At 66.3% G+C, this 21,783-nt stretch carries 22 protein-coding genes; 14 read left to right on the forward strand and 8 right to left on the reverse strand.

Going from position 1 to position 21,783, the window contains the following annotated elements; translation table 11 throughout:
• Positions 1–63: 63 nt before the first annotated feature.
• Positions 64–1,092 (forward strand): uroporphyrinogen decarboxylase, encoded by a 1,029-nt coding sequence (gene hemE / locus GL279_RS10735; protein ID WP_155064632.1) that lies wholly within the window; start codon positions 64–66, stop codon positions 1,090–1,092.
• 4 nt (positions 1,093–1,096) lie between these two features.
• Positions 1,097–1,972 (forward strand): DMT family transporter, encoded by an 876-nt coding sequence (locus tag GL279_RS10740; protein ID WP_155064633.1) that lies wholly within the window; start codon positions 1,097–1,099, stop codon positions 1,970–1,972.
• On the opposite strand, the gene GL279_RS10745 is transcribed toward GL279_RS10740, so the two are convergent.
• A complete protein-coding gene (locus GL279_RS10745) occupies positions 1,959–2,552 on the reverse strand; it encodes a LysE family translocator (RefSeq protein WP_155064634.1) in 594 nt (197 codons plus the stop codon). The genes GL279_RS10740 and GL279_RS10745 overlap by 14 nt on opposite strands.
• A gap of 67 nt (positions 2,553–2,619) precedes the next feature.
• On the opposite strand from GL279_RS10745, the gene GL279_RS10750 reads away from it, so the two are divergent.
• Complete coding sequence (locus GL279_RS10750; RefSeq protein ID WP_155064635.1) at positions 2,620–3,096, forward strand: Lrp/AsnC family transcriptional regulator; 477 nt, start codon at positions 2,620–2,622, stop codon at positions 3,094–3,096.
• 76 nt (positions 3,097–3,172) lie between these two features.
• Complete coding sequence (locus GL279_RS10755) at positions 3,173–4,708, forward strand: ATP-dependent DNA helicase (protein ID WP_155064636.1); 1,536 nt, start codon at positions 3,173–3,175, stop codon at positions 4,706–4,708.
• A 5-nt stretch (positions 4,709–4,713) separates the two neighbouring features.
• Here GL279_RS10755 and GL279_RS10760 read toward each other — a convergent pair whose 3' ends face one another.
• Positions 4,714–5,535 (reverse strand): EcsC family protein, encoded by an 822-nt coding sequence (locus GL279_RS10760; RefSeq protein WP_155064637.1) that lies wholly within the window; start codon positions 5,533–5,535, stop codon positions 4,714–4,716.
• Positions 5,536–5,747: 212 nt separating this feature from the next.
• On the opposite strand from GL279_RS10760, the gene GL279_RS10765 reads away from it, so the two are divergent.
• Positions 5,748–6,233, forward strand: coding sequence for an Ivy family c-type lysozyme inhibitor (locus GL279_RS10765; RefSeq protein WP_155064638.1), 486 nt, complete (start codon positions 5,748–5,750; stop codon positions 6,231–6,233).
• A gap of 37 nt (positions 6,234–6,270) precedes the next feature.
• Here the strand turns inward: GL279_RS10765 and GL279_RS10770 are convergent, their stop codons facing one another.
• Positions 6,271–6,807 carry a GNAT family N-acetyltransferase gene (locus tag GL279_RS10770; protein ID WP_155064639.1) on the reverse strand — a complete coding sequence of 179 codons (537 nt, stop codon included), beginning with the start codon at positions 6,805–6,807 and terminating at the stop codon, positions 6,271–6,273.
• Positions 6,808–7,007: 200 nt separating this feature from the next.
• Here GL279_RS10770 and GL279_RS10775 point away from each other — a divergent pair, with 200 nt between their 5' ends.
• The 6 genes from GL279_RS10775 (at position 7,008) to GL279_RS10800 (ending at position 11,147) form a co-directional block, all read left to right on the forward strand.
• Positions 7,008–7,604 carry a flavin reductase family protein gene (locus tag GL279_RS10775; RefSeq protein WP_155064640.1) on the forward strand — a complete coding sequence of 199 codons (597 nt, stop codon included), beginning with the start codon at positions 7,008–7,010 and terminating at the stop codon, positions 7,602–7,604.
• Positions 7,601–8,170, forward strand: coding sequence for an adenine phosphoribosyltransferase (locus GL279_RS10780; protein WP_155064641.1), 570 nt, complete (start codon positions 7,601–7,603; stop codon positions 8,168–8,170). The genes GL279_RS10775 and GL279_RS10780 overlap by 4 nt, the downstream gene beginning before the upstream one ends.
• A gap of 43 nt (positions 8,171–8,213) precedes the next feature.
• The gene (ispH, locus tag GL279_RS10785) at positions 8,214–9,167 is read left to right on the forward strand and encodes a 4-hydroxy-3-methylbut-2-enyl diphosphate reductase (RefSeq protein ID WP_155064642.1); all 954 of its coding nucleotides are present in this window, start codon (positions 8,214–8,216) and stop codon (positions 9,165–9,167) included.
• Positions 9,168–9,411: 244 nt separating this feature from the next.
• Positions 9,412–10,017 (forward strand): glutathione S-transferase family protein, encoded by a 606-nt coding sequence (locus GL279_RS10790; protein WP_155064643.1) that lies wholly within the window; start codon positions 9,412–9,414, stop codon positions 10,015–10,017.
• Positions 10,014–10,481, forward strand: coding sequence for a ribonuclease HI (gene rnhA / locus GL279_RS10795; RefSeq protein WP_343039779.1), 468 nt, complete (start codon positions 10,014–10,016; stop codon positions 10,479–10,481). The genes GL279_RS10790 and rnhA overlap by 4 nt, the downstream gene beginning before the upstream one ends.
• A gap of 3 nt (positions 10,482–10,484) precedes the next feature.
• On the forward strand, positions 10,485–11,147 hold the full coding sequence (locus GL279_RS10800; RefSeq protein ID WP_246175274.1) for a trimeric intracellular cation channel family protein: 663 nt from the start codon (positions 10,485–10,487) through the stop codon (positions 11,145–11,147).
• Here GL279_RS10800 and GL279_RS10805 read toward each other — a convergent pair.
• Positions 11,144–11,542, reverse strand: coding sequence for a group III truncated hemoglobin (locus tag GL279_RS10805; protein WP_155064644.1), 399 nt, complete (start codon positions 11,540–11,542; stop codon positions 11,144–11,146). The two genes, GL279_RS10800 and GL279_RS10805, sit on opposite strands and share 4 nt — an antisense overlap.
• 240 nt (positions 11,543–11,782) lie before the next feature.
• On the opposite strand from GL279_RS10805, the gene ileS reads away from it, so the two are divergent.
• Positions 11,783–14,707, forward strand: a complete 2,925-nt coding sequence (ileS, locus tag GL279_RS10810; RefSeq protein WP_155064645.1) for an isoleucine--tRNA ligase — start codon at positions 11,783–11,785, stop codon at positions 14,705–14,707.
• A 60-nt stretch (positions 14,708–14,767) separates the two neighbouring features.
• Here the strand turns inward: ileS and GL279_RS10815 are convergent, their stop codons facing one another.
• Positions 14,768–15,175 (reverse strand): SufE family protein, encoded by a 408-nt coding sequence (locus GL279_RS10815; RefSeq protein ID WP_155064646.1) that lies wholly within the window; start codon positions 15,173–15,175, stop codon positions 14,768–14,770.
• A gap of 148 nt (positions 15,176–15,323) precedes the next feature.
• Here GL279_RS10815 and GL279_RS10820 point away from each other — a divergent pair, with 148 nt between their 5' ends.
• Positions 15,324–15,827, forward strand: coding sequence for a hypothetical protein (locus GL279_RS10820; protein WP_155064647.1), 504 nt, complete (start codon positions 15,324–15,326; stop codon positions 15,825–15,827).
• Between the two features lie 78 nt (positions 15,828–15,905).
• Positions 15,906–16,955 (forward strand): dipeptidase, encoded by a 1,050-nt coding sequence (locus GL279_RS10825; protein WP_155064648.1) that lies wholly within the window; start codon positions 15,906–15,908, stop codon positions 16,953–16,955.
• 331 nt (positions 16,956–17,286) lie between these two features.
• Here GL279_RS10825 and GL279_RS10830 read toward each other — a convergent pair whose 3' ends face one another.
• The 3 genes from GL279_RS10830 to GL279_RS10840 form a co-directional block, all read right to left on the reverse strand.
• A complete protein-coding gene (locus tag GL279_RS10830; protein WP_155064649.1) occupies positions 17,287–18,828 on the reverse strand; it encodes a Ppx/GppA family phosphatase in 1,542 nt (513 codons plus the stop codon).
• Positions 18,829–18,895: 67 nt separating this feature from the next.
• Positions 18,896–21,061: an RNA degradosome polyphosphate kinase gene (locus GL279_RS10835; protein ID WP_155064650.1), complete on the reverse strand. Its 2,166-nt coding sequence runs from the start codon at positions 21,059–21,061 to the stop codon at positions 18,896–18,898.
• The gene (locus tag GL279_RS10840; protein ID WP_155064651.1) at positions 21,058–21,783 is read right to left on the reverse strand and encodes a P-loop NTPase family protein; all 726 of its coding nucleotides are present in this window, start codon (positions 21,781–21,783) and stop codon (positions 21,058–21,060) included. Before GL279_RS10840 ends, GL279_RS10835 begins: the two co-directional genes overlap by 4 nt.

Here is a 21,783-nt window from a genome sequence, read left to right on the forward strand (position 1 = left end):
GCGCTCCCTCGCGCCCTTGACAACGGGGACTGGCAGGCCATGAAGGGGGCCAAGAGGTGAGCCATGTCCGAAAAAACCATCCTGCGCGCCCTGAAGGGCGAGCGTTTGCCCGTTCCGCCCGTGTGGATGATGCGCCAGGCCGGGCGCTACCTGCCCGAATATCGCGCCACCCGCGCGCAGGCCGGCGACTTTCTGTCGCTGTGCTATACGCCCGATCTGGCGGCCGAGGTGACCCTGCAGCCGATCCGGCGCTATGGATTCGACGCCGCGATCCTGTTTGCCGATATCCTGCTGCTGCCGCAGGCGCTGGGGGCGGATCTGTGGTTCGTGACCGGCGAAGGCCCGCGCCTGTCGACCATCACCGATGCCGCAGGCGTGGCCGCGCTGAAGCCGGTCGCGGCGATCCACGAGACGCTGGCCCCGGTCTATGAGACGGTGCGCATTCTTGCCCGCGAATTGCCGCGCGAAACCACGCTGATCGGCTTTGCCGGCGCGCCTTGGACCGTGGCGACCTATATGGTCGCCGGGCGCGGCACGCCCGATCAAGGCCCGGCCCATGCCTTCAAGGACGCCGACCGCGCTGCGTTCAGCGCACTGATCGACCGCATCACCGAGGGCACGATCGAATATCTCTCGGCCCAGATCGAGGCCGGGGCCGAGGTGGTCAAGCTGTTCGACAGCTGGGCCGGCTCGCTGAAGGGCGCGGATTTCGACGATTTCGCGGTCGCGCCGGCGCAGCGGATCATCGCCGCGCTGAAGGCGCGCCACCCCGGCATCCCGGTCATCGCCTTCCCGCGCGAGGCCGGGCCGCGCTATTCGGGCTTTGCCCGTGCGACCGGGGCCGACGCCGTGGCTCTGGACAATTCGGTCAGCGCTGACTGGGCGGCGGCCGAGGTGCAAAAGGACGGCTGCGTGCAGGGCAATCTGGACCCACGCCTGATGGTCAGCGGCGGCGCCGAGCTGGTGGCCGAGACGCGGCGGATCGTGCAGGCCTTTGCCGGCGGGCCGCATATCTTCAACCTTGGCCATGGCATCACCCCCGATGCCGATCCCGACAATGTCAGCCGCATGATCGAGGCTATCCGCGGATAAGGCCATGTGGATTCTTGCTACGCTGATCGCCGCCGCCGCGCAGACGGGGCGCAATGCCGCGCAACGCGGGCTGACGGCCGAGGTCGGCACGCTGGGCGCCACCGCCGTGCGCTTCCTGTTCGGCCTGCCCTTTGCGGCGCTGTTCCTGCTGGTCTGGGGCAGCTTCGCCGCGCTGCCGCTGCCCGACGCGCGCGTGCTGGGCTGGGCGGCGCTGGGGGCGCTGGCGCAGATCGGCGCGACCGGGCTGATGCTGGTGACGATGCAGCGGCGCGGCTTTGGTGTCACCACGGCGCTGATCAAGACCGAGCCGGTGACGCTGGCCATCATCGGCGCGCTGCTTCTGGCCGAGCCGCTGGGCCCGGCGCGGATGCTGGCCATTGCCGTTGCGACGGCGGGCGTTCTGGTGATGTCGGGCACCGACTGGCGGCAGGGCGACTGGCGCGCGGCCGGGCTGGGGGTGCTGTCGGGCGGGCTGTTCGGCCTGTCGGCCATCGGCTTTCGCGGCGCGCTGCTGGCGCTGGAAAGCGGCGGCTATGTCACCCGCTCGGCCGTGGTGCTGGCGTTAAGCCTTGCGCTGCAATCGGCGCTGATGCTGGTCTGGCTGGGGCTCGCCGACCGCCCGGCGCTGGCCGGGGTCGCCCGGCATTGGCGCGGATCGCTGCGGGCCGGGGCGCTGGGGGCCTTGGCCTCGCTTTTCTGGTTTATGGGCTTTGCGCTGACTTCGGCCGCGAATGTCCGCACGCTGGCGCTGGTCGAGGTGGTGATGGCGCAGCTGGTCTCGGGGCGGATGTTTCGCGAAACCACGCCGCCGCGCCAGATGCTGGGCATGGCGCTGATCGTGCTGGGCGTGGCCGTGCTGATCGCGGTCAGTGCCCGCTGAGCACCGGCAGCATCGAGGCGACCAGCAGCACCGCCATCGTCCGGTTGAACAGCCGCAGCCGCGCCGGATCCTGCAGGGCGCCGCGCAAGCCCTGCCCCATCGCCGCCCAGATCGCGACGCTGGGCAGGTTCACTGCCACAAAGACCAGCGCCACCATCAGCGTGCCGCCCGCGCCGCCGGAATAGGCCGAAAGCGCGCCCAGCCCCATCATCCACGCTTTGGGATTGACCCATTGAAAGGCGCAGGCGGCCAGAAACCGCATCGGCCGGCCCGTGGCGCCGGCTGTGCTTTCAGGCGCGGCTGCATGGGCGATCTTCCATGCCAGCCACAGCATATAGCCAAGGCTCAGCGCCTTCATCGCCAAGGCAAGGCCTGGCGCGGCATCAAGGATTCGCCCGACGCCAAGGCCCAGCACCAGCACCATGACCCCGAACCCCAGCGCCACGCCCAGCATATGCGGCAAGGTGCGGCGCAGCCCGAAATTGGCGCCCGATGCCATCAGCATCAGGTTGTTGGGCCCCGGCGTGACCGAGGTGACAAAGGCAAACGCCATGAGCGCCAAAAGAACCTGTTGCGACATTGACCCGTCCCGTGTTTCCTGCGCAATCATATTGCCGGGCAGGCGCAATTTCACGGCAGATGGCGGCATGGAATCTGAATCTACACAACCTGATTTCATCACGGATCAGATCAGCGCGCGAATCTTGCGAATCCTGTCCCAACAGGGGCGGATCCCGAATCAACAGCTGGCGGCCATGGTCGGGCTGTCACCCTCGGCCTGCCTGCGCCGGGTGCAAGAGCTGGAGCGGCGCGGCGCCATTCTGGGCTATCGCGCTGTCATCGCACCCTCGGCGCGGGCGGCGGGCTTTACCGCCTATGTCACCATCGGCCTGTCGCGCCATTCGAACGAGGCGCAGCGCGCCTTTGAACGCGCCTGCATCGCCGCGCCGCAGGTGCGCGAATGCCACAACATCACCGGCGCCGTCGAATACCTGCTGCGGGTCGAGGTGCCGGATCTGGAAAGCTATCGCCGCTTTCACACCGATGTGCTGGGCGCCTTTCCGCATATCTCGACCATCACCACGCATGTCGTGATGGATTCGGCCAAGGACGAGCGCGGCTGATCGTGCCGGCGGCGATCGGGCCGGATCGGGCGCGAATGCGCTTTCGGACCGGCGCCGCGCGCGTTAGCAAGGCGGCATGACCCTGCCCGCCCTTTCCCCCGATCAGGCCGAAGCCTGGGATGCCATTGCCTCGGCCCTGGAAACGGCCGGGATCGACCTCGTGTCCGAAGAGACCTCGCCGCCCGTCGAGGGCAAGGGCCGGGTGATGGCGGTGATCGGCAAGGCCGGCTCGGGCAAGACGCTGCTGCTGGCCGAACTGACCAAGGCGCTGAAGGCGGCGGGGGTCGATCTGGTCTCGGGCGATTACGAGGGCAAGAAGCGCAAGGACCGGCGCACGGTTGCGATCCTTGCGCCCACGAACAAGGCGGCCTTTGTGCTGCGCATGCGCGGCGTGCCGGCGACCACCATTCACCGCATCCTTTACACCCCGGTCTATGACCCCGATTACGAACGCATCGCCGACTGGCTGACCGGCGCCGGCGACCGGCCTGTGGTCGAGGGCGTGATCGAGGGGCTGACGGATGCCGCGCTGGACCGGGCCAAGGCGTTTTACGATCAGCATGCCTCGATCCCCGGGGCGCTGGCAGCGGCGGGGCTGCGCGGCTCGGATTTCATTCGCGGCTGGAAGCGGCGCGAGGATGGGCTGGACGTGGGGCTGGTCGACGAGGCCTCGATGCTGGACGAGCGCCAGTTCGAGGACCTGCGCGAGATCTTTCCCGTCCTGATCCTGTTCGGCGATCCGGCGCAGCTGGCCCCGGTCGGGCAATCGGGCGAGATGGTCTTTGACCGGCTGGCCGCGCCGCAAAAGCTGATCCTGAACCGCATCCACCGCCAGTCCGGCGACAGTCCGATTCTTGATCTGGCCCATGCGCTGGCCGATCCGGCGCTGGATTTCCCGGCCTTCGAGCGCATGGTGCAGGATGCCGCCCGCCGCGACGAGCGCGTGCTGTGGGCCGAGCGCGTTGAGTCCGATCTGATGGCGCAAAGCCCGGTGCTGGTCTGGCGCAACATCACCCGCATCAAGCTGATCCAGGCCTTTCGCACCGCATATGGCGCGCCGGGCGACGCGCTGCTGCCGGGCGAGCCCTTGATCTGCGACGGGCTGGAACTGCCGCTGAAGCATCGCAAGAAGCGCATCGACCTTGAGGCGCGCGGGCTGATCAAGGGGGCGCAGGTGATCTATCTGGGTCCGGGGCGTAAGCCCGGCTTTTCGCGGCTGCATGTGGTGGGCGCCGAAGAGCCGCGCCTGTCCGCCGCCAGCATCGTCAAGATCGAGATGCCCGATGTCGAGGAACCCTTCATCCCCTATGCCGCGCGCATGGGCGCGACCTTTTTGCATGGCGCGGCGGTGACGATCCACAAGGCGCAGGGCAGCCAATGGCCCGATGTGCAGGTCTTTGGCCCCGACATCAGCGCCGCCGCATGGTCCAATCGCAACGAAGCGGGCGTGCCCCTGTGGAAACGCCTGACCTATGTGGCGATCACCCGCGCGCAGGAGCGTCTGCATTGGGTGGTGCGGGCGAGGCTTGCGCGACCGGCGCAGCCTTTGGGCATCGACCATCTGGAGAACCCGGCCGCCGCGCTGGAGCTGACGGCAGAGGCCGAGGACTAAGGCCCTCAGCCGCGCCGCATCAGCTTGCGCGCGGTGATATTGGGGCTGATCTGTTCCATGCGCAGCACCAGCGCCTCGACCAGCGCTTCGCGCGGGATGCCGGTTTCATGCGACAGCCGCATCAGGCCGAACTGGACGCGGGCGATTTCCTGATAATAGCCGGTAAAGCTGTAGTTGATCGTGGCACCGGCCACCGCGCCCAGCAAGGGCACCGCCTGCGCCGCCACCTTTTGCGCCAGCGAGGCCGAAAGCCGCGGCGCCACCTTGGCGATCAGCGTCTGCACCGTCTGCCCGGTGATGGTCATGCGCGCCGCGATCAGCCCCAGATCGGCGCCGTCATCGCCCGAAAACGGCCCAGCCGAGGCAAAGACATGCAGCGCTTCGGTCCGGGCGGCGTCGCTGTCGGGATCGAAGCCATGTTCGGCGGCGATGTCCATGATCGCGCGCAGCAAAAGCGTCACCGTCACCGGCAGCTCGATCACCGAACCGGCCAGACCGGCCATGCCCCCGGCAGCGCCCGAAGCGGTCGAAAGCGCGCGGTTGAACCAGTCGCCGCGGTTCGACAGCAGCCCGCGCGAGCGTGACGCAGCGTCAAAAGCCCGGTTCAGCGCCGCCAGAGTGATGCGGTCCATGCGCGCACGCACGGGCTTTGGCAGATGCTCGATCAGCCCCTCGGCGCGACCACCAACGGCGTTCATCAGTTCCATCGCAAGACCGCCCGCCTTGAGGTATCGCCGCGCCAGCCGGTCGATTTCCGCATGAACCGTAGGGTCTGTGATCGGCGGCAGCACCGCCTGGCGGGTGGGGATCGGGCTGTGTTCGGTCATGCTGGCGACTGGCGTCCTTGGCGGTTCTGGGGCGGTGCCCGGGCGGTTCTGGCCCGCGACGGCGGCCGGGGATCCGGTTCCGCGCAAGCCCGTGACCAAACCCAGATAGGAACTCCGGGGTTCCCTGTCACCGGCTGGCGTGACAATCCTTTGGGCGCGGCCGGCCCAGGGACTCGCGCATGGTCCGGCCTCTGACAAAAGGACAAAGAACGATGAATGGTAACCGGGTCAAACTTTCGATGATCGGCGCGCTGATGGCACTGATGGCCGCGATTCCGGCCATGGCCGAGGACAGCCCGCCCGAACTGCCCACCCTGGAACAGCTGGACAAGGACACGTCCATGACCGCCGCCTTTGACGCCATGACCGTCAATCGCACCATGCCCGAATGGCTGAAGAACGGCGGCGTGACCACGCCCACTCAGCAGGTCGGCTTCGACGGCAAGAGCTGGCTGGCCATGAGCTCGTGCAAGCCGCATGACTGCGCCTCCCAGCGCATCGCCGTGATCTATGAGCCCAAGAGCAATGTCATGTATGGCCTGCTGTCGGAAACCAGCAATGACGGCGCCGAGGAAAAGCTGAGCTGGCTGAACATGGGTGGCGGTGCCGAAACCATCGACGGGCGCACCATCCTTTATGCGGCGCTGACCGGCAGCCTGCAAAACCACCCCAAAGGCTTTGACTACAACGAAAACTGAAACCCGACCGCTGGTGCAGGGCGGGACCGCCCTGCGCCTAGCCCCGGCTGCCGATGCTGCGCCACGCCGTGCCCGAGGCCTCGTTGTCGCTGGTGTCGCGCGTCACCGCGCCCTCGACCCCCTGCCATGCGCCCGGCTCCAGTTCCAGCCCCAGCACGCGCTCGGGGTTGGTGGGCGGCGGCATCTGCACATGTTCCAGCTTGCGAAAACCGAAGCGGCGGTAATAGGGCTCGTCGCCGACCAGCATCACCCGCACCCAACCCTGTGATTCGGCGCGCCACAGCCCCTCGCGAATGAGCAGCCCGCCCAGACCCTCGCCCTGCGCGGTCGGGTGGACCGCGACCGGGCCCAGCAGCAGCACCGGCTCGTCCGCGACATGCACCGGCCAGAAGCGGATGGCACCCACCACCACCTCGCCGCTGTCGCGCAGCACAAGGCACAGGCCGGGCACCGGCGGCACGCCTTCACGCAGGCGATATGAGCTGAGCGCGGTGCGACCCGGCGCGAAGCAGAGGTCCAGAAGGGCCTCGACCTCGGGCGTATCGACCGCCCTTTCCGGGCGAAGTGCATACATCGGGCCATCCCTAGAAGCAGCGGGCGCGGCCCCCCTATCACGCATGACGCGCCACGAAAACCGCCCAGCCGCCCCGGCGGGAAAATTCCTGCGCTGGGGTCCCTGCGGCGGGGCGCGGCCCGGCCAGGGTGCTTGACGCCGGCATGGGCTGCGGGCAGACCTGTGATCTGCGACCCAGCCAGCAGGAAGGCCCGGAAACCATGTTCTATCGCCCCGAGGCCGGCCATGGCCTGCCGCACAATCCGCTGAACGCAATCGCCGCCCCCCGGCCCATCGGCTGGATCTCGACGCGCGGCACGCAGGGCGACAACCTGTCGCCCTATTCCTTCTTCAACCTGACCGCCTATGTGCCGCCGCAGGTGATGTTTTCCTCGACCGGGGCCAAGCCGGACCGGCCGGGCACCAAGGATAGCGTGGCCCAGATCGCCGAAAGCCGGGTGTTCTGCGTCAATATCGCCGATGGCAGCATGGCGCAGGCGCTGAACGCCAGCTCGGCCGCCCTGCCCGCCGGCACCAGCGAATTCGAGGCCTGCGGCATCGCCGCCGCCGAATGCGACACCATCGACTGCCCCCGCGTCGCGGGCGCGGCTGCTGCGCTGGAATGCCGGATGACGCGCATCATCCGGCTGGCGGGTGATGCCAATATCATGGTGCTGGGCGTCGTCACCGGCATCCACCTGCGCGATGATTGCGTGCAGAACGGACGCTTCCGCCCGCCAGCCGGGTGGCTGTCGCGGCTGGGCTACAAGGACTTCACCATCACCACCGACACTTTCGAAATGGAACGCCCCCGATGAGCGACCTCCGCCCGCGCGAGCCGCGCCATCGCGACACGCGCGTCCTGCGCGACTATATCCGCACCATCCCGGATTTTCCGAAACCGGGCATCCTGTTTCGCGACGTGACGACGCTGTTTGCCGATGCGCGCGGCTTTCGCATGGCGGTGGACCAGTTGCTGACCCCCTATGCCGGCGAGCCGATCGACAAGGTCGTAGGTCTTGAAGCGCGCGGCTTCATTCTTGGCGGCGCGGTGGCGCATCAGCTTTCGGTCGGCTTCGTGCCGATCCGGAAAAAGGGCAAGCTGCCCGGCGCCGTGGTCAGCCAGGCCTATGCGCTGGAATATGGCGAGGCGGTGGTCGAGATCCATGACGACGCGCTCAAACCCGGCGAGCGGGTGCTGATCGTCGATGACCTGCTAGCCACCGGCGGCACGGCAGCGGCGGGGATCGAGCTTTGCGAAAGGCTGGGGGCCGAGGTGATCGGCTGCGCCTTCGTCATCGACCTGCCGGAACTCGGCGGCCGGGCCCTGCTTGAGGAACTGGGCTATGACGTCCATGCCCTGACGGTGTTTTCCGACCGCTAGCGCCGCCCTTGCGGCAGCCGGACCGGATCGCTAGGTGAGGCGCATGGAACAGAAAGCCCCCCTGACCCTTTACCTTGCCGCGCCGCGCGGCTTTTGCGCCGGCGTTGACCGCGCCGTCAAGATCGTCGAGATGGCGCTGCAGAAATGGGGCGCCCCGGTCTATGTCCGCCATGAGATCGTGCACAACAAATTCGTGGTCGAAGGACTGCGCGACAAGGGCGCGGTCTTTGTCGAGGAACTGGACGAATGCCCCGATGACCGCCCGGTGATCTTTTCGGCGCATGGCGTGCCGAAATCCGTCCCGGCCGAGGCGCGCCGGCGCGAGATGATCTTTGTCGATGCCACCTGCCCCCTGGTCAGCAAGGTCCATGTCGAGGCCGAGCGTCACCATGCCGCCGGCCTGCAGATGGTGATGATCGGCCACGCCGGCCACCCCGAAGTGCTGGGCACCATGGGCCAATTGCCCGAGGGCGAGGTGCTGCTGGTCGAAACCGTCGAGGATGTGACCGGGATTGCCCCCCGCGACCCTGCCCGGCTGGCCTTCATCACCCAGACCACGCTGTCGGTGGACGATACCGCCGCCATCGTCGCGGCCCTGCAGGCCCGCTTCCCCGCCATCGTCGGCCCGGCCAAGGAAGACATCTGCTACGCCACCACCAACCGTCAGGCCGCGGTCAAGGCCATCGCAGGCCGCATTGACGCGCTTCTGGTGATCGGCGCCCCCAACAGCTCGAACTCGCGCCGGCTGGTCGAGGTCGGTCGCGCTGCTGGCTGCGACTATTCGCAACTGGTGATGCGCGCCGACCAGATCGACTGGCGCGCGATGCAGGGCATCCGCTCGGTCGGCGTCACCGCCGGCGCCTCAGCGCCCGAGGTGCTGGTCAACGAGGTGATCGACGCCTTTCGCGCCCGCTACGACGTGACCGTCGAACTGGTGGAAACCGCGCGCGAGAATGTCGAATTCAAGGTGCCCCGGGTTCTGCGCGAGCCCGGCTGAGCGCCGCCCTTCGTCGCCGCCGCGAATGGGTATTTGTGAAATGATGAAATCGGCCCGCCCGGCTGGTATTTCATCATTTTCCAAATACCCATCGCGACACCTGCCAGAGGCGCGGCCTGCGGACTGATGGCGATGCTGCTGACACCCGCTGCCTTGCCTTCTGGCAGGGCGTCGCGATCCTGCCTATAGTGCCGCGACATGCTGCGGGAAAATCCCGCAGAAGCAAGATCAAGGTGACAAGTCGATGCGGCTTTATTCGATGCCCTCGTCGGGCAACAGCTACAAGGTGCGGCTGCTTCTGGCGCTGCTTGGACGCAGCTGCGAGACGCTGGACGTGGAATATCAGAGTGAGGCGCTGGACCGGGCCAAGGCCGAAGGGCTGCTGCCCTTTGGCAAGGCGCCGGTGCTGGAGCTGGATGATGGCCGCCTGCTGCCCGAATCAAATGCGATCCTGTGCTGGCTGGGCGAAGGCACCGCTTTCCTGCCCGAAGATGCCTTTGCGCGGGCCGAGATGCTGGCCTGGATGTTCTGGGAGCAGAACCAGCATGAAGGCGTCATCGCCGTGCGGGCCGCTTTGCTGACCTATCCGCATCGCCGCGCGCAGGCGACGCCCGAGCGCCTGGCCGAGTTGCTGGAGCGTGGCCATGAGTTGCTGGCGGTCATGGAGCGGCATTTGCAGGACCGGGATTGGCTGGCCGGCGATGCCGTGAGTCTGGCCGATATCTGTCTTTATGCCTATACGCACAGCGCCGGATCGCGCGGCGGCTTTGATCTGGGGCGTTTCCCGGCACTGAACCGCTGGCTTGCGCGCATTGCCGCACTGCCAGGCTACAAGGGGCTTGAGGCGTGACCCGGCTTCTTGCGTGGACCGATGGCGCCTGCAGCGGCAATCCCGGCCCCGGCGGCTGGGGGGTGCTGATGCGCGCCATGAGTGGTGACGCCGTGCTGAAAGAGCGCGAGCTGTCGGGGGGCGAGCCCGATACCACCAACAACCGCATGGAGCTGATGGCCGCGATCTCGGCGCTGGAGGCGCTGACCCGGTCTACCGAGATCACCGTGACCACCGACAGTGCCTATGTGAAGAACGGCGTCACGCAATGGATCCACGGCTGGAAGCGCAACGGCTGGCGGACCGCCGATCGCAAGCCGGTCAAGAATGCCGAACTGTGGCAGCGGCTGGATGCGGCGCAGGCGCGCCATCAGGTGCGCTGGGAATGGATCAAGGGCCATGCCGGCCATCCCGAGAACGAGCGCGCAGATGAGCTGGCGCGGGCCGGCATGGCGCCCTTCAAGCCTGTCAAGGCGCAGGGATAGCCCATGCCCCCCGATCTGTTGCGTCAGGAGATGTTGCACCCGCAGCTGCTGATCCCGCTGCTGGACTATGCCTCGGTGCTGGTTTTTGCGCTGACCGGGGCGCTGGTCGCCAGCCGGGCGCAGCTGGATCTGGTCGGCTTCATCTTTTTCGCGACGCTGACCGGGATCGGCGGCGGCACCCTGCGCGATCTGGTGCTGAACCGCAGCGCCGTGTTCTGGGTGGCGCGGCCCGAACTATTGTTGCTGATCTCGGCGGCGGCGGTGCTGGTGTTCTTTACCGCACATCTGCTGGAGAGCCGCTATCGGCTGCTGTTATGGCTGGATGCGCTGGCGCTGGCCGTCGCGGTGCCGGCCGGGGTGGGCGTCGCGTTGCAGGCGCATGTCAGCCCGGTCGTCGTGGTGGCGATGGGGGTGATCACCGGCACATTCGGCGGGTTGATGCGTGATGTCGTCGGCAATGAGCTGCCGCTGGTGCTGAAACAGGGCGAGCTTTACATCACTGCGGCCTTTGGCGGCTCGGTCACCGTGGTCAGCCTGATCGAGATCGACTGCCCGCGTCCGCTGGCGCTGATCATGGGCGCGGGGGTGGTATTCCTGCTGCGCGCGGGCAGCATGGCTTTGGGCTGGCGGTTGCCAGTCTATAAGGCGCGGCCGCCGCGCAACTAGCGCAGCACCGGGGGCATCGCCCCCGGGGTCGTATTCTCGACCCCCATGCGCAGGCCAGCGCCGATGCGATGCGCCAAGGCCGACCAGCCGCGGGCGCTGTCCTCGGGCAGGCAGCGGCGCAGGGTCTCGTCAAAAAGCATCAGCCATTCGAGAAAATGCTCGGCCCGGACGTTGCCGGCGCGAAGATGGGCGCGCATCGGGCTGCCGTCATAACTGCGTTCGTAAAGGATGGCGTTGCGCCAGAAGGCGGCGATCTTGGCCTCATGCTCGGGCCAGTCGTGGACATGGGCGGCAAAGACCGGGCCCAGCACCTCGTGCCGGCGCACGGCGGTGTAGAAGGTGGCGACGACCCGGTCGATTTCGGGCGGGGTGATGGCAAAGCGCGGCGGAACCATGGCGCCGATATGGGCCGCAGGGCGCCAAAGGGCAAGACGGCAGGATGACGCGGTTGCGACGGTGCGCGAGGCGGCGTCAGGTGCTTGCGGGAGCGGGCCGGCTTTCCTATAACCGCCCGCATGTTCAGCACCCGCGCAGGCAGTTCAGGCCGGACCATTCGAATTAGTCGCCCGGCGGCATAGGGGTTCCTTGCCGTCGGGTCACGCATGCCTGCCCTGCCACCGAAGGATTCCCGCCAGATGAGCGACACGACCACCACCCAGACCGACGCTGGACCCGATTACCGTGACACGGTTTTCCTGCCGCAGACCGACTTCCCGATGCGCGCCGGCCTGCCGCAGCGCGAGCCCGACTGGCTGGCCCGCTGGGAGCGTCTGGGCGTCTATGACCAGCTGCGCGCGAAAAAGAGCCGCACGCCCTTTATCCTGCATGACGGCCCGCCCTACGCCAACGGCAACCTGCATATCGGCCACGCGCTGAACAAGGTGCTGAAGGATTTCATCACCCGCAGCCAGCAGATGATGGGCCGCGACGCGCGCTATGTGCCGGGTTGGGACTGTCACGGCCTGCCGATCGAATGGAAGATCGAAGAGCAGTATCGCGAGCGCCAGCAGCGCAAGGATGACGTGGATGTGGTCGAGTTCCGCCAGGAATGCCGCGCCTTTGCCCAGGGCTGGGTCGAGACGCAGCGCGAGCAGTTCAAGCGGCTGGGCGTGATCGGCAAATGGGAAGACCCCTATCTGACCATGAACTACCATGCCGAGGCGGTGATCGCGGCCGAGTTCATGAAGCTTCTGATGAACGGGGCGCTGTACCAGGGCTCGAAGCCGGTGATGTGGTCTCCGGTCGAAAAGACCGCGCTGGCCGAGGCCGAGGTCGAGTATCACGACCATACCAGCCATACGATCTGGGTGCGGTTCAAGGTGCAGCCGTCGCAGGGTATTTGGGAAACGGTGAAGGACGCCAGCGTGGTGATCTGGACCACCACGCCGTGGACCATGCCGCAGAACCGGGCCGTCGCCTATAATCCGGCGATCTCTTACGGGATCTATGAGGTGGGCGCGGTGGCCGAGAATGCAACCGCGCGCGTGGGCGAGTTGCTGGTCTTGGCCGATGCTTTGGCCGAGGGCGTGATGAAATCGGCCAAAGTCGAGGGCTTTACCCGGCTGCGCGACGTGACACCCGCCGATATGGAGGGTGTCCTGTTGGCGCATCCGTTCCGCGGCATCGAGGGCGGCGCTGGCGAATGGGATTTCGACGTGCCACTGCTCCCCGGCGATCACGTCACCGAGGATGCCGGCACGGGCTTTGTGCATACCGCGCCCAGCCATGGCGACGACGACTATCAACTGGGTCTGAAATTCGGCCTGCCGATGACCTATAACGTCGAGGCAGATGGAACCTACCGCACCGATCTGCCGATCTTTGGCGGGCAGGCGATCCTGACGCCCGAGGGCAAGGAAGGTCCGGCCAATGTCAGCGTCATCAAGCAATTGTCCTATGCCGGCGCGCTCTTGGCCAAGGGCAAGATCAAGCATTCCTATCCGCACAGCTGGCGGTCAAAAGCACCACTGATCTATCGCAACACCCCGCAGTGGTTTGCCGCCATCGACAAGGTGCTGGCGGACGGCATGGGTGAATATGGCGACACCATCCGCTCGCGCGCGTTGACCTCGATCGACAAGCTGGTGCGCTGGACGCCGCAGACCGGGCGCAACCGGCTGTATTCGATGATCGAGAACCGTCCCGACTGGGTGCTGTCGCGGCAGCGCGCCTGGGGTGTGCCGCTGACCTGCTTCGTCAAGAAGGGCGCGCGGCCCGATGCCGAGGACTTTCTGCTGCGCGATCAGCGGGTCAATGACCGTATCATCGAAGCTTTCGAGAAAGACGGCGCAGATATCTGGTATCACGCCGATTTCAAGGCGCGGATGCTGGACGGCATCGCCGATCCCGCGGCCTATGATCAGGTCATGGACGTACTGGATGTTTGGTTCGATTCCGGCTCGACCCATGCCTTTGTGATCCGTGACCGCGTCGATGGCTCGCCCGACGGGATTGCGGACCTGTATCTGGAAGGCACCGACCAGCACCGCGGCTGGTTCCATTCCTCGCTGTTGCAGGCCTGCGCGACCAAGGGGCGCGCGCCCTACAAGGGTGTGCTGACGCACGGCTTCACCCTGGACGAAAAGGGCATGAAAATGTCCAAATCGCTGGGCAATACCGTGGCGCCGGCCGATGTCATCAAGGAATACGGCGCCGATATCCTGCGGCTGTGGGTGGCGCAGTCGGATTACACCGCTGACCTGCGCATCGGCAAAGAGATCCTGAAAGGCACCGCCGACAGCTATCGCCGCTTGCGCAACACGTTGCGGTTCGTGCTGGGCAATCTGGACGGCTTTACCGAGGCCGAGCGGGTCCAGCCCGAGGACATGCCCGAACTGGAGCAATGGGTGCTGCACCGGCTGGCGCAGATCGACGCGCAATTGCGGCACGGCTATGACGCCTATGACTTCCAGTCGGTGTTCCAGTCGGTGTTCCAGTTCGCCACGGTCGAGCTGTCGGCATTCTATTTCGACATCCGTAAGGATGCGCTTTATTGCGACGCGCCGGACGCGCTGCGGCGGCGCTCGGTGCGCACGCTGCTGGATCTGCTGTTCCACCGCCTAGTGACCTGGCTGGCGCCGGTGCTGCCGTTCACCATGGAGGATGTCTGGCTGAGCCGCTTCCCGTCCGAGGAGGACAGCGTGCATCTGCACGACTTCCCGGTGACGCCCGCAAGCTGGCTGAACGACGATCTGGCCGCGAAATGGGACGTGGTGCGCCGCGCCCGCCGCGTGGTGACCGCCGCGCTGGAGATCAAGCGCACCGAGAAGGTGATCGGCGCCAGCCTTGAGGCCGCGCCGGTGGTCCATGTCGAGGACGGGGCGATGCTGGCCGCGCTGCAATCGGTGGATTTCGCCGAGATCTGCATCACCTCGGGTCTGAGCCTGACCGCCGATCCGGCACCGGCCGAGGCCTTCCGCCTGTCGGAAGTCCCGGGCGTCGGCGTGGTCTTCGAAGAGGCGCCGGGCGAGAAATGCGAGCGCTGCTGGAAGATCCTGCCCGATGTCGGCAGCCATGCCCATCCGGGCACCTGCGCGCGCTGCGACGCGGTTCTGGGCTGAGCTAACGCGATAAATGACAAAGGTCCGCCAGAACGGCGGGCCTTTTGCATGTCCGGTCGGTCAGGCCTTGGCGGCCAGCAGCCGGATGCGTTCCACCATCGCCCGGACTCCGTTCGAGCGCTGCGCCGACAGATGTTCCTCAAGGCCCAGACGGCGCAGCTCGGCCGGGGCGTCGATGCCGGCCACCTGCGCCACCGGCACGCCGGAATAGAGCGCATGCAGAATGGCGATCAGGCCGCGCACGATCAGCGCGTCGCTGTCGCCTTCGAAATCGAAGTTGCCGCCCGCGATCCGGGGCAAGATCCAGACCTGACTGGCACAGCCGTCGACCTTGGTTGCGGTCACTTGCAGCGCCGGGTCCATGGCGGGCATGGCCTTGCCCAGTTCGATGACATGGCGGTAACGCTCTTCCCAGTCGTCGAGGAATTCGAAGGTTTCGGCGATCTCTTCAAAGGCGGCGGTGGCCATGGCGCGTCCTTTCCGGGCAAGGCGGAGCCTGCAATAGCGCGATGGCGGCACAAGGTCAAAGGCCGCCGGAACTGGCGAAGAGGCTTTCGCGCGCGGACGCTTTGCCCTATCACTCGGCCATACAACAAGATGTGACGACGGGGGCATCATGCGGATCAGGACTTGGGGCATTATCGGCTGCGTGACTTTGGCCGTTGCCGGCTGCAGCCGCTTCAGCGAAAGCCGCCTCAATCCCATGGGCTGGTTCGGCGGGTCCCCGGCGCAGACGCTGGAGCCCGAGGGCGGCTATCCGACCACGCGGCAGGACAGCCGCCTGCCGGTGACGCGCGTCGTCTCGGCCCGCTGGGAGCCGCTTTACGAGGGCCGGATGCTGGTCGTGCAGGGGCTGGCCGCGACCAAGGGCTGGTCCAAGGTCGCGCTGGTGACCGAGGTGCCGATGCCCACCGGCCGCGTGCATGGCGACGACAATGGCGTTCTGCGGCTGAATCTGGTCGGCAACCCGCCCGCCGCCGGCACCTATGAGGCCAGCCGCGCCGCCAATCCGGCCAGCGACACGCTGACCGTGGCCATGACCATCCCGACCGAGGCGCTGAGCGGCATCCGCGAGGTGGTGATCACCGGCGCCGGCAATGCCGTAACGCTGCGGCGCTGAGCCGGGGCCGCGGACCCGACCTGCCTTGCGGTCGCGACGCAACCGTCTCATGTTGCGCGCAAAGCAATGAGGCAGGCCATGATTCCGGTTTTCGACGGTCACAACGATTTTCTGCAGCGCATGGTGGCGGCAGGCCCGCAGCGCGATCAGCTGTGGTTGCAGGGCGACGGCACCGGTCATCTGGACCTGCCCCGGATGCGGGCGGGCGGCTTTGTCGGCGGCTTTTTCGCCATCTGGACCCCCTCGCCCGAAACCGAGGAGGATTCGCTGGCCGCGATGCTCAAGGCCAACCCTCCCTTTGCGCTGCCCCTGCCCGATGAGGTCAGCAATGCCGATTCGCTGCCCCATGCGATTGCGCAGGCCGGGGCGCTGATGGCGATGGAGCGGTCGGGCACCCTGACAATCTGCAAAAGCGCGGCGCAGATCCGCGAGACCATTGCCGCCGGCCGTATCGCCGCCATCCTGCATATCGAGGGCGCCGAGCCGATCGCCGATCTGGACGCGCTGCATGTCTGGCACGCGATGGGGCTGCGCTCGCTGGGGCCGGTCTGGTCGCGGCCGACCGCCTATGGCCATGGTGTGCCCTTTGCCTTTCCGTCCTCGCCCGATACCGGACCCGGTCTGACGCCTTTGGGCAAGCAGCTGGTGACGGAATGCAACCGGCTGGGCATCCTGCTGGACCTGTCGCATCTGAACGAAAAGGGCTTTGACGACGTGGCCGCGCTGTCGGATGCGCCGCTGGTCGCCAGTCACAGCTGCGCCCATGCCGTGGCGCCCAGTTCGCGCAACCTGACCGACCGCCAGCTGCGGGTGATGGCCGAAAGCGGCGGGCTGGTCGGGCTGAACTATGCCGTGGGCTTCCTGCATCCCGACGGCCGCCGCGATCCGATGCACGGGTTCGAGATCATGCTGCGGCATCTGGATCATCTGATCACCCTGCTGGGCGAGGATGGCGTGGCGCTGGGTTCGGATTTCGACGGTGCGCAGATGCCCGAAGATCTGGCCGATGCCTCGATGTTGCAGAATCTGGTTCAGGCGATGCTGGCGCATGGTTATGGGCGCGAGCTGACCGAAAAGATCGCATGGCGGAACTGGATCGGTGTGCTTGAAAAGACTTGGGGCGGCTAAGCCGCCCCCAGCTTGGCTATCAAAAACATAAAATCGTAAACAAAACTGCGTTGACGGTAAGCGGCTAACAAGGCAACGCTGACAAAACAATCATAAGCTCACCGTCTTCGTAAGCATGTTCTTGCCACAACTAACGATTGCTCGGAACCTGTCTGTATAGATAGTTTTTGCGCGTTTAGACTGATCGGGAACGCCCTGCGCAGGATATCAGTGCCGATAAATCCCGTTATGATTGAATTTTCCGTGCGGATGCAGCAAAAATGCGTCGGCGGATTTCGGCCGACGCGCTGCAACTACGCAAAAAGGCGGAAAGACATCCAGACGAAACGGGCTAATGCGCCGTCAGAATCGGCTCGGCTTCCAGCGCCGCGGCCAGCGCACGGAAACGTGCTTCGGCCACCTCGCCCATCAGCGCCTGACCCGTGCGCGTCAGCCGCAGTTCCAGGATCTTTTTCTTGGGAAAGAACTTCAGCGTGCCCGCCTCGGCCGGATCCTTGACCGAGAACATGGCACCAAAGCGCATCGCCTTGCCCAGCACCTCGGCGTCCTTGATTTCCTTGTCGTCGAGCAGGGTGAACAGCGGCGCCATCGGGGAATCGGCCCGGCTGTTCTTGTAGCGATGCAGCAGCGCCAGCCCCAGAAACACCCGTTCGGGATGCGACAGCGCCGCCATATTGGCGCGGGTGACATTGTCGAAACAGGCATCGGCGCGATAGTCGGGATGGGTGCGCCATGTGGTGTCATGCAGCAGGCAGGCGGCCTTGATCAGACGGTCGCGCTCGGGTCCGACACTTTTGAAGATCGGCTCAAGGAACTGGTAGAGCCGCTTGCCGAAACCGGGCATCCGCGCCATCTGCCGCTCCGAAAAGCGCGCCGCCTCCAGCAGCGGATCGCGCGAGCGCAGGCTCAGCGGCATCTGTTCGTAAAGCAGCCCCTCGCGGATGCCGTATGAGGACACCGCCAGCGATTTCGGCTTGAGGCTTAGCACCAGTTGGCGCAGCACCTGACTGGCCAGCGGCACCAGTTCCATCCGGCTGGACGAGATCGAGAGCTTGCCGCGCAGATCGGACAGGTTTTGCGCGCCGATCCATTTCACGGTCTGCAGCACGTCCTGGCTGGACATGCGGTATTCGTGCAGCACGGTCATGGGATAATTGGCGCGCTCCATGTCCAGCCGCGCGATGGCCCGCCACGAGCCGCCGACCAGATAGATCTGATCATGGTCGCGGCCCAGCTTGTCGGCGGCCTCTTCCATGATGGTCTGGATATGCTGGCGCAGCCCGTCCTGCCCGCCCTTGACCTGTTGCAGGCGGAAGGGACCCAGCGGCGTGGTGATGCGGCGCCCGACCTGGCCGCCCTCCAGCTCGGCCAGCTCCATCGAGTTGCCGCCGATGTCGCAAACAAGGCCGCGCGCCTCTGGCCAGCCCAGAAGCACGCCCTGCGCCGACAGCCGCGCCTCTTCCTCGCCGTCGATGACCCACAGCTTCAGCCCGGTTTCCTCTTCGACGGCCTTGCGAAAGGCGGGGCCGTCCTCGGCCTCGCGCACGGCGGCGGTGGCGACGCAGGTCAGCGGCTTGATGCCCATGCCCTCGGCCAGCGCGGCAAAGCGTTTCAGCGCCGACATGCCGCGCCGCACGCCTTCGGGGTTCAGCCGGCCAGTGGTGGCCAGCCCCTGCCCCAGCCCGGCCATGACCTTTTCGTTGTAGAAATAGGCCGGCGAACGGGCTGCACCGTCAAAGACCACCATCCGGATCGAGTTCGAGCCGACATCGACCACCCCAACCCGGCTCAGTGACCGTTCGGACACCCGCTCGAACAGCGAGCGCCCGAAGGGTTCGATGGTTTCTCCGCTTGCGGTCACAACACCGTTCATCGGCTTCCTCTCGATTCCGTTACCACATCTGATGGCAGGGGATGGATGGGCGATTAACCTTTCGACGTCAATCCGCCGAATGGGTCAGCGCCGGAACGTCACGTGCGCCCTTGGTGCCTCGACCCGACAAAGACGGGTTTTCCATGAAGAATTTGTGACAGTTGAACAGATCGTCCTTGCCCGCCGGCAGATAGCGCAGGTAGCGGCCATCGGGTTGCAAGAGCCAGCTCTGCGCCTCATCGGCAAGGTTGGCGGCCATGATCTGGCTGGTGATCTGCGCCTTGACCGTCTCATTGTGGCATTCCACCAGATCCTCGACGCGCCGGTTCAGGTTGCGTCCCATCCAGTCGGCCGAGCTGAAGAACACCCGCGCCTTTTTCGACGGCAGGCCGTGGCCATTGCCGAAACAGACGATGCGCGAATGTTCCAGAAATCGGCCGACGATCGACTTGACGCGGATGTTGTCGGACAGTCCCGCGATCCCGGGGCGCAGGCCGCAGATGCCGCGGATGACCAGATTGATCCGCACCCCGGCCTGACTGGCGTCGTAAAGCGCCTCGATGACCTCCTTGTCGATCAGGCTGTTCATCTTGGCCCAGATCTCGGCCGGGCGGCCGCGCCGGGCAAATTCCGCCTCGCGCGCGATCAGGTCGACCAGCCGCTGCTTGAGGTCGATGGGCGAGATCGCCAGATTCTCCAGCCCGTCCGGCTGCACATAGCCCGACAGGAAGTTGAACACTTTCGAGGCGTCGCGCCCCAGCGCCGGGTCGCAGGTAAAGAACGACAGATCGGTATAGATGCGCGCGGTGATCGGGTGATAGTTGCCGGTGCCGAAATGGGTATAGGTCACCAGCTGATCGCCCTCGCGCCGGACGACGGCGCTGATCTTGGCGTGGGTCTTGTATTGGGTGAAGCCATAGACCACATGCGCGCCGGACCGTTCCAGCCGCCGGCTTTGGCGGATGTTGGCGGCCTCGTCGAAACGCGCCTTCAGCTCGACCAGCGCGGTCACCGACTTGCCCGATTCCGCAGCCTCGCACAGCGCCTCGACGATGGGGCTGTCGCGCGAGGTGCGGTAAAGCGTCTGCTTGATCGCCACGACATTGGGATCGGCCGCCGCCTGGTTCAGGAAGCGCACCACCATGTCGAACGTCTCGTAGGGGTGATGCAGCAGCATGTCCTTTTGCCGGATCGCGGCAAAGATATTGCCGCCATGATCCTGCACCCGTTCCGGCACGCGCGGGGTAAAGGCGGGCCATTGCAGGTCGCGGCGGTTGTCCAGCACCAGCTCGCGCAGGTCGGCCATGCCCAGAAGCCCCTCGACCTCGACCACTTCCTCGGGATCGACATGCAGTTCCTGCATGATGATGCGCCGCAGCCGCACCGGCGAGCCTGCAGTGATCTTCAGCCGGATGACCGAGCCGCGCCGGCGCCGTTTCAGCGCCGTCTCGAATTCGCGCACCAGATCCTCGGCCTCTTCCTCGACCTCCAAATCGCTGTCGCGCAGCACGCGAAAGGCGCAATGGCCGATATCGCGATAGCCGGGGAATAGGCTGGGCAGATGCATCAGCAGCAAGTCCTCCAGCCGCAGGAAGCGCTTGCCGCCGGGCAGCGCGACAAAGCGCGCGATCTGCTGCGGGATCGGCAGCAGCGCCTGCATCTGCCGGCCATCGCTTTCCCGCGCCAGCTCGACCGCCAGCGAAAAGCCGGTATTGGGGATAAAGGGGAACGGATGCGCCGGGTCGATGGCCAAGGGCGACAGCACCGGAAACACCTGCTCGCTGAAATAGCGGTGCAGGAATTCCTGTTCGGCGGGGGTGACGCGCGACCGCGACAGGATGGTGATATCGGCCAGCTCCATCTCGCGGCGCAGCCCGTTCCAGACCGCCTGCTGCGCGCCCATCAGGCGGCGGGCATCGGCATTGACCAGCCCCAGCTGTTCGGCCGCGGTCAGCCCGTCATCCGACAGCGCCGGGTTCGCCTCGCGCACCAGTTCCCGCAGGCCGGCGACGCGCACGGTATAGAATTCGTCGAGATTGGTGGCCGAGATCGACAGAAAGCGCAGCCGTTCCAGCAGCGGCACACGGGGGTTGCGCGCCTCATCGAGCACGCGCCAGTTGAAGCTGAGCCAGCTGATCTCGCGGTTGAAAAAGCGCGCCGGCCCTTCGGGGGTGCCATCGGGCAGGTCGCGCGGCTGCGGAAAGGGAACGCGAAGGAAATCGGCCTGGGTCATGACTTGTCGCTGGAATGAAGGGTAATCGTTGATGATGGCTCGACCGGCGAAAGCTTGTCCAGCAATTCGGCGGCCAAACGGCGGGTGACGGGGCGGCGGTCGGCCAGAGACTTGCGGTCTATGGCCGCAACCAGATGCCGGGCAAGACCCAGATCGCGCTCCATGCGCAGCGTCAGCCAATCGACCACATCGGGGGCGACCTGAATCTGACGGTCGGCGAACAGCTTGACCAGCACGGCAGGCAACAGCGCGTCATCGGGCGGGCCCAGCACCGCCTGCGCGGCCGAATTCAGCCGCGACATCAGGTCGGGCAGCCGGATGCCCCAGTCGCGCGGCGGCATCCGGGCGGTGATCAGCAGCAGCACCTGACGCGCGCCGGCAAGGTTCCACAGGTGGAACAGCGCATCCTCGGCCTCGGAGATGCCGGCGATCTCATGGGCGTTCTCGACCACCAGCGCGCCACCGGGCGGCAGGGCGGCATCGACGCTGCCCGGCGAAATACTCGAGGCGCGCAGGATCTGCGCGCCGTTTTCTTCGGCCCAGAACCGGGCCAGATGCGACTTGCCCGAACCCGGTCCGCCGATCAGCAATAACCGCCCGCCCGGCCATGCGGCGGGGCGGTCCAGCATCGCCAGCGCATCGCGATTGGCCGATGTGGTCAGGAAATCGTCCCGCGACAGCGCCGGGGGGATTGTCAGGTCCAGAGCCAGCTGGCGGGCCAA

Origin of the sequence: Paracoccus limosus, assembly GCF_009711185.1 — a bacterium.
GTDB lineage: Bacteria > Pseudomonadota > Alphaproteobacteria > Rhodobacterales > Rhodobacteraceae > Paracoccus > Paracoccus limosus.

Bases quoted from the DNA above. Each gene is read 5' to 3' on its own strand.
- GL279_RS10800 (WP_246175274.1), top strand. From the start codon at position 10,485: ATGCCCCCCGATCTGTTGCGTCAGGAGATGTTGCACCCGCAGCTGCTG.
- GL279_RS10760 (WP_155064637.1), bottom strand. From the start codon at position 5,535: ATGACCGAACACAGCCCGATCCCCACCCGCCAGGCGGTGCTGCCGCCG.
- GL279_RS10740 (WP_155064633.1), top strand. From the start codon at position 1,097: ATGTGGATTCTTGCTACGCTGATCGCCGCCGCCGCGCAGACGGGGCGC.
- GL279_RS10820 (WP_155064647.1), top strand. From the start codon at position 15,324: ATGCGGATCAGGACTTGGGGCATTATCGGCTGCGTGACTTTGGCCGTT.
- GL279_RS10765 (WP_155064638.1), top strand. From the start codon at position 5,748: ATGAATGGTAACCGGGTCAAACTTTCGATGATCGGCGCGCTGATGGCA.
- GL279_RS10750 (WP_155064635.1), top strand. From the start codon at position 2,620: ATGGAATCTGAATCTACACAACCTGATTTCATCACGGATCAGATCAGC.
- GL279_RS10790 (WP_155064643.1), top strand. From the start codon at position 9,412: ATGCGGCTTTATTCGATGCCCTCGTCGGGCAACAGCTACAAGGTGCGG.
- GL279_RS10770 (WP_155064639.1), bottom strand. From the start codon at position 6,807: ATGTATGCACTTCGCCCGGAAAGGGCGGTCGATACGCCCGAGGTCGAG.
- GL279_RS10775 (WP_155064640.1), top strand. From the start codon at position 7,008: ATGTTCTATCGCCCCGAGGCCGGCCATGGCCTGCCGCACAATCCGCTG.
- GL279_RS10815 (WP_155064646.1), bottom strand. From the start codon at position 15,175: ATGGCCACCGCCGCCTTTGAAGAGATCGCCGAAACCTTCGAATTCCTC.
- GL279_RS10755 (WP_155064636.1), top strand. From the start codon at position 3,173: ATGACCCTGCCCGCCCTTTCCCCCGATCAGGCCGAAGCCTGGGATGCC.
- GL279_RS10805 (WP_155064644.1), bottom strand. From the start codon at position 11,542: ATGGTTCCGCCGCGCTTTGCCATCACCCCGCCCGAAATCGACCGGGTC.
- hemE (WP_155064632.1), top strand. From the start codon at position 64: ATGTCCGAAAAAACCATCCTGCGCGCCCTGAAGGGCGAGCGTTTGCCC.
- ispH (WP_155064642.1), top strand. From the start codon at position 8,214: ATGGAACAGAAAGCCCCCCTGACCCTTTACCTTGCCGCGCCGCGCGGC.
- GL279_RS10780 (WP_155064641.1), top strand. From the start codon at position 7,601: ATGAGCGACCTCCGCCCGCGCGAGCCGCGCCATCGCGACACGCGCGTC.
- ileS (WP_155064645.1), top strand. From the start codon at position 11,783: ATGAGCGACACGACCACCACCCAGACCGACGCTGGACCCGATTACCGT.
- GL279_RS10825 (WP_155064648.1), top strand. From the start codon at position 15,906: ATGATTCCGGTTTTCGACGGTCACAACGATTTTCTGCAGCGCATGGTG.
- GL279_RS10835 (WP_155064650.1), bottom strand. From the start codon at position 21,061: ATGACCCAGGCCGATTTCCTTCGCGTTCCCTTTCCGCAGCCGCGCGAC.
- GL279_RS10830 (WP_155064649.1), bottom strand. From the start codon at position 18,828: ATGAACGGTGTTGTGACCGCAAGCGGAGAAACCATCGAACCCTTCGGG.
- GL279_RS10745 (WP_155064634.1), bottom strand. From the start codon at position 2,552: ATGTCGCAACAGGTTCTTTTGGCGCTCATGGCGTTTGCCTTTGTCACC.